General features: G+C 54.0%; 8 protein-coding genes. 4 read left to right on the top strand and 4 right to left on the bottom strand.

What is annotated here, in order from left to right; genetic code table 11:
* Positions 1–8: 8 nt before the first annotated feature.
* On the bottom strand, positions 9–1,862 hold the full coding sequence (locus PSR63_RS13260; RefSeq protein WP_274333934.1) for a mechanosensitive ion channel family protein: 1,854 nt from the start codon (positions 1,860–1,862) through the stop codon (positions 9–11).
* Between the two features lie 487 nt (positions 1,863–2,349).
* Entirely contained in the window at positions 2,350–3,900 is a 1,551-nt protein-coding gene (locus tag PSR63_RS13255; RefSeq protein WP_274333933.1) for a diguanylate cyclase domain-containing protein, read from the bottom strand.
* Between the two features lie 363 nt (positions 3,901–4,263).
* Between PSR63_RS13255 and PSR63_RS13250 the strand changes: the two genes are divergently transcribed.
* From PSR63_RS13250 to PSR63_RS13240, 3 genes are all read left to right on the top strand, one after another.
* A complete protein-coding gene (locus PSR63_RS13250; protein ID WP_274333932.1) occupies positions 4,264–4,977 on the top strand; it encodes a response regulator transcription factor in 714 nt (237 codons plus the stop codon).
* A 63-nt stretch (positions 4,978–5,040) separates the two neighbouring features.
* Positions 5,041–6,231: a M20/M25/M40 family metallo-hydrolase gene (locus PSR63_RS13245; protein WP_274333931.1), complete on the top strand. Its 1,191-nt coding sequence runs from the start codon at positions 5,041–5,043 to the stop codon at positions 6,229–6,231.
* Positions 6,228–6,500, top strand: a complete 273-nt coding sequence (locus tag PSR63_RS13240; RefSeq protein WP_274333930.1) for a (2Fe-2S)-binding protein — start codon at positions 6,228–6,230, stop codon at positions 6,498–6,500. The genes PSR63_RS13245 and PSR63_RS13240 overlap by 4 nt, the downstream gene beginning before the upstream one ends.
* Positions 6,501–6,516: 16 nt before the next feature.
* On the opposite strand, the gene PSR63_RS13235 is transcribed toward PSR63_RS13240, so the two are convergent.
* Positions 6,517–6,870, bottom strand: coding sequence for an STAS domain-containing protein (locus PSR63_RS13235; RefSeq protein WP_274333929.1), 354 nt, complete (start codon positions 6,868–6,870; stop codon positions 6,517–6,519).
* 385 nt (positions 6,871–7,255) lie between these two features.
* Between PSR63_RS13235 and PSR63_RS13230 the strand changes: the two genes are divergently transcribed.
* The gene (locus PSR63_RS13230; RefSeq protein ID WP_274333928.1) at positions 7,256–8,299 is read left to right on the top strand and encodes a TIGR00730 family Rossman fold protein; all 1,044 of its coding nucleotides are present in this window, start codon (positions 7,256–7,258) and stop codon (positions 8,297–8,299) included.
* Between the two features lie 6 nt (positions 8,300–8,305).
* Here the strand turns inward: PSR63_RS13230 and PSR63_RS13225 are convergent, their stop codons facing one another.
* Positions 8,306–12,262 (bottom strand): DUF7133 domain-containing protein, encoded by a 3,957-nt coding sequence (locus PSR63_RS13225; RefSeq protein ID WP_274333927.1) that lies wholly within the window; start codon positions 12,260–12,262, stop codon positions 8,306–8,308.
* Positions 12,263–12,506 lie beyond the last annotated feature (244 nt).

Below are 12,506 nucleotides of genomic sequence, written 5' to 3'. Positions count from 1 at the left end.
GGCAGGCGCTACTTCTTACGACGCCGAGAGTCGATATCTTCGTATTGATGCGGGCCAGGGAAGTCGACCAGGCCGCGACGTTCATTGGGCATCGGCAACGGCCCAGCGATCTCGGCCGCGGCTCGTCGCCCTGCTTCTTCGGGTAGCTCGTCCGCTCCGGCGAACGTCTCTGGCTCTTCCTGGTAGAGATGAATGGTCTGCGTAGGAAACGCGAACTGCACACCTAGTCTTTTCGCCAGGCGAACAATATCAACAAACAGCCGGTGGCGTTCACGCAGTTCGATACTCCAGTCGTTGCAGTCAAGGTAGAGATTCACGAGGATATCGAGCGAGCTGGCAGCAAGCTGGTTGAGGTAAACCTGGTAGTAATCTTTTCGCGTGTATGGCTGCCGGCGGATCAATTCGCGGATACCTTCGCAGAACGCATCGATCTGTTCAGGCGTCGTATCGTACTGCACCGAGACCATCGTCTTGACGCGGCGAAACGTTCGCCGGCCCATGTTATCGACCTTGGCCGTGATCAGTAAGCTGTTGGGCAACGTGACCAGGCTATTGTCGAACGTACGAATCTTGGTACTCCGCATGCCCATCGTCTCGACGGTACCTTCTACCCCTTCGGTGATGATCCAATCCCCAATCTCAAAGGGACGATCGACCATGACGGTCAGCGATCCGAAGACGTTGCTAAGGGTTTCCTTCGCTGCCAAGGCAATCGCGATACCGCCGATACCGAGCGAACCTAACAGTCCGACAATCGGCAGCGAAAACGATTCTGCAAAGATCAGAATGCCAATACAGACAGTGAACGTCTTGAGCGTTTTACTGACCGCTGGCAGCAAAAGATCGTCGTACTTCTTGCCCCGCTTCGCCGCAGCATGAATCAGTTGCACGATCACCAAGTCGATGATGCGGAAGATAAACCAGGTGCCCGCTACGATGCCGAACAACTGCACGCCATAGATGATGACTGCCCGGAATAGGTCCGGCAATCGAAATAGCCAAAGCCCGTAATACCAGGTCAGGGCCATGGCCGTCAGACCGATTGGAGTCCAAGCTTTCTCGAATGCTTTTCGCAGGTCTTCGTCCTCGGCCGTCTTGGCAAACCGCACGCGACGAATGAACCGCAAGATCCACTGCACGACGACGTCCACCAGGTAGCCTGCGACGATTAGAGCCAGCAGACAAATCCATTGATACGTGGGAATGACGAAATGCTCTTCGCGATAGAATGGCGGCACCTGGGACTCGAGCCACAGCGCGAACGTTGGTTTGGCCTTAGGCTCACCATTCCCGTCGACCGCGTCCCGCTTTTCTTCAGCCTCAATATCCGACGTGTACTTCTTGGCCAGATCGCCAATGGCTGCAATGGTTTTCGTACTGAAGCTCCAGAGCCCTTGAGGCCCTTTGGTCAGTGTCATCTTCGCGGCATCTTCTTCCTGATCTACAGGAACACGTCCGTCACCGTCACCAAAAACAGCTACTTCGAATTGTTCAGGCTCGGTCTGCTCAGGGACCAGCGAAGGATCGATGCTCCATAAGGTCGAAAGCAGTTGATAGAGTTCGTATGCGAGGTCGAGCTTGGATTGCTTGGGCGTTCCCGTTCTTTCGCTGAAGTCCATGCATGCCAACGCGGTGTCATAGTCACCATTTTGCATCGACTCGAGAAAAGTACGAACGGCCACCTGAGGGTTCCCCTGCTTCACCAGCAGCTTCGGGTCGACCGGTGGAGGCTCCGGGGGCTTTTCAACATTCCCTGCTTCTGGGGTAACCCCAGGGATAGCCTGCGCATGGACGGATGCTGCCAATGCAAGCTGACATAAAAGAATGCCGCAAAGCGCGAAGCGAAACAAATTGCTGGCCATGGTTGAAGGGGATTCGAACGATTGACGTTAGAGCAAGAGTGCGATCCATTGCTAACGTATGCCTACCGCGAGTCATTGCGGAAAGCCATCCAGAGACAAACGATGCTATTCGTTTGGTTCGAAATAAAAAAGGCCCCCGGAAAGTTCGGATCCCAGGGGGGCAAAGGATTCCGTTCTTCTCCGGGAGCGATTGGTCGGTTCAGGGAATCGACATCCTGTCGACACGAGCCGATTCTTTCGGTTGCATTATTCAAGAGTTATCAAGCCAGGCTGCCCAACATCCGTGTCAAACATCCAGCTCACGATCCGCGAAAAACCAGAAAACTGGCCTTCTTATGCAGGAAACATCTCTTCAATACGCAAGTCCGGACAACCGCCTCAATGCTCCGCAACGAGGACATGTCGTCCGTGTGAGGCGGTAAATTATTGGTTTTCAGAAAACGGATCAACCCCGCTTTCTTGAAAAGAATTTGGCAGAAAGAAAGAATTATCCGTTTGCTATCACTGCCTCTGGGGTGATCCGCAAAGGGCACTCCCAGTCCATCTCATGACGCGATAGATAGACGGCATTTCCATTCTTATCGCGAGCATGCGCAAGCGCTGACTCACTTCTCGAAAGCATATGCTCGGCTTCATCTCCTTCCAACGCGTGCGAGACACCACATGAAATCGAAATGCGAATCACATCGGTTGGTGTCTTAAGCTCGAGCCGTGAGATCGCATCGCGTGCACGCTCGGCTACTACCGAAGCATCATGGCCGTCAGCGGCCGGCAGTAGGGCTCCGAACTGGTTGTCCGCCATTTGACAGACATGATCCATATCTCGCAGGACAGCGCTGAAGACCTGCATGACCGCTTGCTGAATCGCGACGTAGTCGGGATGCTCTTCGACAGGCTTGTTATCAATCGAGTCAATGCTCGAGATGATCAATGCGAGTGGTTGCCGCTTACGATGAAACAGTGCCAAGCGTCGATTGACGTCATTGATAAACGCAGCACGCCGAGCGACAACATTATCTGTTTCATCTACCTCAACGGCAGGATCTGTATTTCGGCGGGTGATCTCATGGCAGGCTTGACCGTCGTGCCAATAACCACGATTTCGACCTTCATGCTTGGCGGCATACAAGGCCCGGTCCGCACGCCCTAACCACTCGCTGGCTTCACTGTCACGACCAATTTCCGCAACACCCAGGCTGGCCGTTACGCTTAGTTCTTTCTGCTCGAAGTCGACAATCAGTCGCTCGATATTTCGATTGAGGCGTCGTGCCGCTACTTTGGCGTCGAACAACTCGGTTCCCGGAAGTAGCACGGCGAACTCTTCGCCACCGTATCGCATCACGATTCCGCCGATGCCTCGAATAGTCTGACGAATCTCTTCGCCTACCTTCTTCAAGCAAAGATCACCGGCTTGATGTCCGTGAAGATCGTTGAAATCCTTGAAGTGATCAATATCGACCATGATCAGCGACGAGGCACGTCGCGAATTTCGCTTATCTTCAAATGCCCGTTCAATCTCTTCATCAAACACACGTCGATTGGGCAAGCCGGTCAATGCGTCGGTCCGAGCTTCCACGCGGTGTGACCGCAACAATTGTGATTGTTCCTGCAGGCGAGCCTCGGCCAGGTTCAGTCGACTATCCAGATGGCGATTGGCATCGATCAAGCGTGAGATGACCCGCGACGCCGCCTCGGGGTCCGAGAGATTCGCCGTGGCGAGCAGATCGTGATTGATTTGTTCGACCGACTGCGAATGCTCATGAACTTCGATACGCACGCCGTCAGCCAAGCTTCGAACGCGGTCGACTACTTCGCTGATCGCTTCAGCGGCTGCCACGCTGGCCTCTCGCGAGCCATCCGTATGGCATGCAGGGCGATCTTGCGGGACTCCTTCCGCAAGAACGGATGCGTGGCTGGACTGCGACTCTTCGTTCTTGTCCTCGCGCTTCGCGGAAAGTCGCAACCATTTGGCTGAGACGAATCCTATTCCGAAGAACATTGCACAAAGCAGAACGTGGAAAAATATAAACTCTGACATCTTCGATTTCACGACTACCGAGACAGATGTAACGGTCGCAAGGATTGTGCAACACAATTGGGCGACCGCAGAGGTCTTCAAGTGCGCAATCGCACTAAGGGGCAGCGACCTCTACATCTTTCTTATGTCATGGCAGGCATCGGTCAAACAAAACTGCCAAGCTAGGCTTCGAAAAGCGAATCTTACTCGTTTTGCGCTTTTTGAGACGTTTTGCGGATTCACCGCAACTCCCTGAATACGGACCTATACTTGGACCAGGGAATTTTCCATGTGGCGACGATGCTGCGCACCTTGGTAACAAACTCGCTTGAATGTTAGGCGACCAAAAATGAATTATCGGCTAGTAGATTCAGGGGCAGTCTGATGATGCTTGCAAAGAGCAACTCCAAACCTTCCTACCCGCGCGTACTGGTAGTCGACGACGACGACGCCATCATGCGTGCCGTAGCGCGCGTTCTAGATTCCGACGAATCGATTCAGATCATCGGACAAACGACGCACGCGCAAGCCGCACTAGCGATGGTTGAGTCGACCAAGCCGGATGTGGTCCTCATGGACATTCACATGCATGGCATGGATCCGTTCTTGGCCTGTAAGCAGATTACCAAAGCGAGTCGCGGCCAGGCGAAGGTTCTCTTCTATACGGGATTCCCAAAAGACAACTACCTGGACCGATGCTTAGAGGTCGGTGCGGCGGGGATCGTTTCCAAGCACACAGAGTCGCTGCGCAATCTCGCGTTTGCCATTCGCCATGTGGCTGCCGGCAATACGTATTTCTCGCCAGAGATCGATCAGCGACTGGTGCAACGTGAAGACGGGGTGCCCTCATCACGACTGGCAACACTTACGGATCGTGAAGTGGGTGTCCTGCGTGAACTATCCCTCGGGCGGACGCAATCGGAAATCGCCGAGGCCTTGGACATCAGCGAGCGCACCGTCAACAAGACCGTTGGTGATTTGAAATCGAAGCTGGAAGTCCAAACGATCAACGAAATGCTCATATTCGCGGTCAACGAAGGACTTGTACATCCGGAGCTACAATTCGTTCAGCGTCGTGATGCCAACGCTGACTCCTAGTGTGCTGGATGTGGTATGATGGTTTTCGCTGCCCCGATGACCATCTCCTCCAAGTAGACCACCATGCTATCCGCTTCGCAGAAAGATCGCGCTCTTCAGCTTGTTCAAGATCTCATGGCCATCCCTGGGGTCAGTGGAGAAGAAGCCGAGGTCGCCGCAAGGGTCCGCCAGGAACTTCTATCGGTAGGCGTACCGGAAGAGGCCATCACGCACGACACCGCACACACGCGTTGCCCGATTCCGCACAGCACAACCGGCAACCTGATTGTCTCGCTGCTGGGAAATCGTCCCGGACCGCATCGCTTGCTGATGGCTCATATGGATACGGTCCCCATCTGTGTCGGCGCTCGTCCCAAAGTTCAAGACGGGATGTTAGTCCCCCAGGATGCACATACCGGACTCGGCGCCGATGACCGGGCAGGCGTAGCGACGGTGCTCTTTGCGGCCACCGAACTCCTCGCTCAAAAGATTCCGCATGGACCGCTGACCTTGCTCTTCACCGTTCAGGAAGAGATCGGCCTTCAAGGTGCCAGATTTTTGGAAGTCGAAAAGCTTGGTAATCCCGATTTGGCATTCAATTGGGACGGAGGAAATCCTGCCAAGCTCACCATCGGTGCGATTGGCGGCTATCGAATGACGATTGATATTCATGGCCTAGCGAGTCACGCTGGCGTCGCTCCTGAGAAAGGCGTCAGCGCCATCACCGTTGCGGGCATTGCGATCAACAAACTGCACGAGCAAGGACTGCTGGGAAAGATTTCGCAGGGCGAGCTTTCCGGGACAAGCAATATCGGCGTCATTCAAGGTGGAAACGCAACCAATGTCGTTGCGGATCACGTGCAACTTCGAGCCGAAGTTCGTAGTCACCAAAAGGAGACGATTGAAATCCTTGTTGACCGTTTTGAACAAGCATTTCAACAGGCAGCCACCGAGGTACAAAACAACTCAAATCACATGGCTAAGGTCGAGTTTGATGGCGATTTAAACTACGAACCATTCGCGATGTCACCCGAAACACCAAGTGTCCAAGCGGCAAGTGACGTCCTTAGCGGGCTCGGAATGGATCCCGCTAAGTCGATTGCCAATGGTGGCCTCGATGCCAATTGGCTTTACTTGCATGGCATCCCGGCGGTAACCCTGGGGTGCGGTCAACTCAATCAGCATATGACCAGTGAGATGCTGGACATTGATCAATTTCATACGGCCTGCGAAGTCGCCCTTCAAATCGCTTCTGGAAAGGGTTCTGCCGAATGAATCCAGATGACGAATTGTGCCTTTGCTTCCACGTGACTAAACGCAAAGTCCAGAACTTTTGTCGGATTGAAAAACCGCGTAGAGCTTCTCAGCTTTCCGAGTGTGGCGGCGCCGGAACCGGGTGTGGTTGGTGCCGCCCCTTTCTTCAGAGGATCTTCGAGAACCAGCAAAGGTCTGAAGCAGAAGAACTTCCCAGCGCAGAAGAATATCAAGCCAGTCGCGCGGTATACATTCGCGAAAAGAAGAATCGCAACGACAACGAACCTTAGGTCGTCATCACTGGTCCTATTCAGCGTCTTTCAACGCTTCGGCCGCTGCTTCGCGAGTTGGATAGCGTTGCCATAGTGATTCGATCTTCGACCGCTTCAGGACATTCAAGCAGTCTTCACTAAGACCCGCGATCACGAGTTTTCCACCACGTTTCTTGATCAGCTTCCAAATTCGGATCAGGAATTGGATGAAGAACGAGCCAATCGATTCGGTATGAGAAAGATCGATGACGACCAGAGGGGGCGAAGTGTGTTTCGCCACTTCGACGATTTGCTGAACGACGTTACTTAGACTTGCTTCGTCTAAGTTCGCATACTCGGGCCCAAAGTCGAGTATCGTGATGTCTTTCTGGCGGAGGATGTTAACCATTACGTTAAATCGCCTATTAGCGGAAACCGGAGCTACAGGTTGTTGGATTATTTCGACTTGAATTATGAAGAATTCGTCAGTCGGAATGTGGCAGATTTCCGCGGACGCGAATGTCAAACGCAAAACCGGAGAATTATTAAAAATGGCTCCACCGGGTAGTTTATCGGTCAATCTCCGTAACAACAACCCCTGAACTTTTTAAATATTTCCGCATTGATTTCAAAACAATTGTATACTTGGATACCACCCATGACCAACCGTGCCTTCAGAGGGATATGCTATTATTCGCACGGGTGCCCTTCCCGCAGTGGGTTAGTTAGTACGGTTTTCCGCGGGCTTTCGGTTAACCGAAGGGTGGTATTCTCTTGAGCAGGGAGATGGATCTTTGAGTCGATTTGAAGAAACGGATGCCGAGGACCTTTCGTCGGACAAGGATGAACGCCGCGAGATTGAGATTAAGAGCCTTCTCGATCAGATTCGACAGACTGCGGATAAACTGCAACGCGACGCTGCGACACGCGGCGACCTTAAGCTGCTCTCACGTTCGCTGAAAGAACTACGCTACGCGTTCAAAGTCTTCACCCCATTTCGGGACAAACGCAAAGTCACGATCTTTGGCTCTGCGCGCACGCTGCCTGACCACCCGACCTACCAAACGGCCGCCGACTTCGCCGAGCAGATGGCGAAAGATGATTGGCTGGTCATTACCGGTGCCGGAAGTGGCATTATGGAAGCCGGCCATCGTGGTGCCGGACGCGCCAATTCGATGGGCTTGAACATCATGCTCCCCTTCGAGCAGCAAGCCAATCCCGTGATCCACGGCGACGAAAAACTCGTGAATATGAAGTACTTCTTCACACGCAAGCTGATGTTTGTGAAGGAGTGCGATGCCGTGGTCTGTTTGCCAGGCGGCTTCGGCACGCTCGATGAAGCCTTCGAAGTCTTAACCTTGGTGCAAACCGGCAAACGCGACATCTTTCCGATCGTTCTCCTGGATGCCCCCGGTGGAACGTACTGGAAAGCACTCGACGACTTCATTCGTGCGGCACTGCACGAGGGCGGTATGATCTCGCCAGAAGACTTCGCGTTGTATAAGGTCACTGACAAGATTGAAGAAGCGGTCGGCGAGATCGAGCAGTTTTACAAGGTGTACCACAGCATGCGGTACGTCCGAAAGCAGTTGGTCATCCGCACGATGACGCCGATTGCCGAATCGCTGCTAAACGACATACGAACGGAATTTCAAGACATCCTCAGCGAAGGGACGTTCGAAGTTCGGGATGCTCTACCGGAAGAAGACGAGCCAGAATTGGAAGACATGCCACGACTTGTCTTTACATTCAACCGCCGCAACCTGGGCCGGCTACGGATCCTCGTCGATTGCCTCAACGCCGGCTCAATGGAACCGGCGGGCAGAGACTTCACATAACTTTGGCTAGCGAACCGATGTGCCGCTTGGCTGAGTCGCGACCTGGGTCTTCGACGAGGCTTTGTTGGCCTTGAGGTAAGTCATCAGGTCGCCGATCTCTTCGGCAGTCAGTTGATCCAACAGTCCAGTCGGCATAATGCTGGTCTTCGATGGCGACAGTTCATCGACGTCGGCCTTAGGCACTTCGGTCTTGTTGCCTTGGTTGTCGATGACGACGTAATCTCCGCTCGGGCTGGTCGAGATCAAGCCGGACAGGATCTTACCGTCGATCGTCAGGATCTGCTTGGTCGCGTACTGATCGGAAATCACGTGCGATGGGAACAGAATTGATTCCAGGATCTGCTTCTTCTGGAAGCGTCGGGCAACTTCTGTCAGGTCTGGGCCGATCGCCTCGCCAGCTCCGCCCATGCGGTGACAGGCAGCACACTGGGCCTTCTTGAAGATCAACGCCCCGGAGGTCGCATCCCCACCGTGGTAATCGTCGGAGCTCAGGAACTCAAGCAGTTCTTCCAGGTCCCAGTTACTCGACTTGTTGTCGACCAGCTTCGCTTCCGGAAGATCCGGGTAGCTTTCAGCAAACCAACCCTGCCACGACTGCATCTGCTTCTCGAATGGATCGGCTGGCGATGCCGCCGTTTCACCGGTCCACTTGACCAAAAGCTGATTGACAGCTTGTTTGCAGGTGTCGTCCGAGCGCAAGCCCAGCATGATCAGCTGACGAAGCGTTTCGGGATCGCTCTCGGTTTGTGTGCCTTGGGTGAGCTTCTGAATCACGTTGGTGGCAAAGTCACCTTCGAGAACAGGAATGGCTTTGACCAGGTACGAGAAGTTCTTCCCTTCGGGTTGCTGGGCCAGACCGAAAGCGATCGATGCCCGGCGTTCCGGTTCGCGATCAAATGCTTTTCGCAAATAGGCCATGTTTTCTGGTGTGCCGTTACCGGCCAGGATCGCAACGATACCCTTTCGCATGCGGGTTGCGACCGTTGTTTCGTCGCCGATGAGCTCTTCGTCGATCATGCGAAGAATGGCGAGAACCTGGTCGCTGGGATGCTCTGGCAATTCAAACAGAACGGCCAAGGCTGCGTTGGGCCACATGTGTCCCATGGTCAGCGCCACGTACTGTTCTTCTGGCGTCAAGCATTTCACAAATTGCTTCGTGCTCGTTTCGATGTAGCCACGCAGCCCTTCGCCGCCTTCGATCTTCAAGCCGCTTTCCAGATGACCTAGCAGTTTCAGCTTCTGTTCGCTGGTCCATCCTTCTTCAATGAAGGACATGTGCATAGCCAAATTCAAACGCTCAGCGGCCGGCAGCTTACTGTCGAGGTGGGCGATGTAGCGGTCGGTGATATCGGATACGCGGAAGTGTGCCAGCGTGCGAATCAATTCGCGATTCATCTTGTGGTCGGCTGCGGGAAACTCGCTGGCCAATCGGTCTGCCAGACCTGGCACCTCGCTTTCGTTGAGGCTTCCACGGTCGATCGCCAACTGAATGACACGCAGCATCGATAGGAATTCTTCATCGCTCAGGTAGTCATCCAAACGCTTCTGAGCTCGCAAGGCGATCTTCAAAGCGATGTCATGTGACGGCTGAGACACAAGAGCAGCGATGCAACCGGTGTTGAACAGCGTTGCCGAATCGGCAATCAAAGCATCTTCGATCCAGTTTTCAACCGGCTGGTTCTCGAGCAAGCGACGAGCCGAATAGGCTTCGCGTCGATCTTCAGCAGACAACAAAGGTCGTAGTTCCTCGTAGTTTACCGTACCACGAATCTCGCAGAGCGTTTCACATGCTTCTCGACGAACGGCCGAGCTTTTGTGCTCTAGCAATTCGCGTAAACGATCGGTCGCCTCGCTGCCTGGGTAGTTAATCAAAAGCGAGATTGCCTTTTGGCACACTTCGGCATTGTCATCCTCAGTCAACTCAAGCAGCATGCTAAGCGTCGGCGACGGACCATATAACTGCATCAAATCAAGTGCACGGGTGCGATAGTACGAAGGATTCTCTTTCGCGATCGCAACACCTTGGATCTGTGGATTCCACAAGTCACCCAAATCGGATTGAATCTCGGCGATCTTCTGCCGACCCCAAGCACTTTGTGGCTGAGGATGACGGATTGCCTGAGCGATTCCCTTGCCCAGGTCGTCGCTTCCTTCAGGGATGTCTCCCTTGTAGACAATTCGATAAAGTCCGCCTTCGGTGCCACGGCCACCGGTCGTGAAGTAGACCCAGCCATCGGGACCAACTTCCAGATCGGTCACGTTCATTGGCTTGCCTTCGAGCAGTGCTTCGCTCTTGGCAACATAGCCAGCGCCATCTGGGGTCAGTGATACCGTGCTAATGCGGCCATTGGCCCAGTCGGTAACAAACAGGCGGTTCTGATACTTCGCTGGATACTTGAAGTGATCGTAAACGACTAAGCCGGTCGGAGAACCAGCTCCGGTTTCCAGAATCGGCGGAACACAGTCAGGATAGTAATTTGGCCACTTCGCCCAACCGCTTCTCCAACCGAAATCGGAGCCGGGCGAAACCTGGTAGAGGCGGGTCGGACGGTGCCAGACCAAACCTTCGTCCCATTCCATATCGCTGTCGTGAATGAACAGGTCGCCGTTGCGATTGAATGCCAGGTCGTAAGCATTGCGAATACCGCCAGCGACGATCTCGACCTTCTGCCCTTCAATGTCGGTACGCAGGACCATGCCGCCTGGGGCTTTCACTCCCACTGCATGACCGCCTGGATCCTCAAACCGTGGGACAAGGTCCCCTTCATAGAAGTGGCGGTGAGGGCTCTTTTCATCGACGTCGGACTCGAGCTTGGTGTCGTTACCGGCCACCATGTAAATCAATCCGTCCGGTCCCAAGGCCAGACCGTGCGGGCCGTGCTCACCGATCGCTCCGTTGAAAGTAACCAGCGTTGCAACCTCTTCGACGTCGCCGTCTCCATCGGTATCGCTCAGCTTGTAGAGGCCCGTTCCTTCGGAGCCTTCGCCAACGACGAACAAATCGCCGTTGAGTGGCAAAATACCTTGGACGTTTTTGATCGTGTCGTTGTAAACCCGCTGTGCATCGACGACACCATCATCGTTGGAATCGTAGATCAGCATCAGGTCGCCGCCTTCTTTCGAGGCGATGATGTTGCCGAATTCATTGAAGGTCATCGAGATCAGCGCGCCGGTCTTCTCGGCCGAAATGACCTCTTGAATCGCAAAGCCAGGCAGAATGCGGAAACGCGATTCTTCTGCCGGGACATTCTCAGGCGGAGTCGATACCACCTCAGGCTGCGTTGCCTGAGGCTTCTTAGCGGTCGAGATTGGCTTGGCCTCAATCGGACGCTGCGAAGGACGTGGCTTCTCAGCAAACGATGGTTCTGGAGGAACCGGAGGACCATTATTGGTGTTCGCAGCGACCTGCGGCTGTCCGTTATTCCAAGGAGTCGTTCCGTTAGCCGGACCAAACTCCTGAGCACGTTGCCAACGTGAATCGCTGTAGAAAGTCGATTGCCAGAGTGGGAACGGACGCAGATCCGTCTTCCACGACGAATTCGAGGGGAAGCTCACCTTCTGGTTGTTGGAACCGAAGATCGTAATCTCGGCCAAGAGCCCTGCGGCGTTGCCTTGCGTGTTTCGCACCTGAACGGCGAAGACATTGTCACCGATGGTCAGGTGGTTCGAAATGTCGTATTTCCGCCGATTTCGCCAGTTATTGTCTTCTGCGATTTTTTTTCCGTTTATCCAGAGCTCATATTCATCGTCAGCGGTGATCATGATTTGACCACCGGTCATCTGAGAAATGTTGATGCTCTTACGGAAAAAGCAGCTGCTCGCCGGAACCTGGTCTTTATGGTGCTGCGTGGCCCAGATCCATTGAGGTTGCGTGGCCTGGGCATGCACGAAGCTGGGAGCTCCGGTCACGAGCAGGGCGACGGCGATTAGCAACAACCAAGGAGTTTTGGGGGTAGTCGACATATTCAATCTCATACCAATGACGTAACGTTTGCTCGCGATAGGCAATTGATGAGAACCCAGCGCGAGCGCAATCAAGTCTCATCCATCATTTGGAAAGATCGGGTAGGGAGGCCGACAAAATCAGCAAAATCGCGCCAAACGGCAAATTTTGCCCCGACTCGATACGCTAGCTGTCGATTCCCCCCAAAAAGTGCATGAAGACAGCCATGACAGCAGCAGTGGCTAATGAGGAACCCGCGGTGAG

The sequence above is a fragment of the Bremerella sp. P1 genome, assembly GCF_028748185.1.
In the GTDB taxonomy this organism is placed as follows: Bacteria; Planctomycetota; Planctomycetia; order Pirellulales; family Pirellulaceae; genus Bremerella.
The sequence above is the reverse complement of the archived record's forward strand: the minus strand, read 5'-3'. Positions and strand labels throughout refer to the sequence as shown.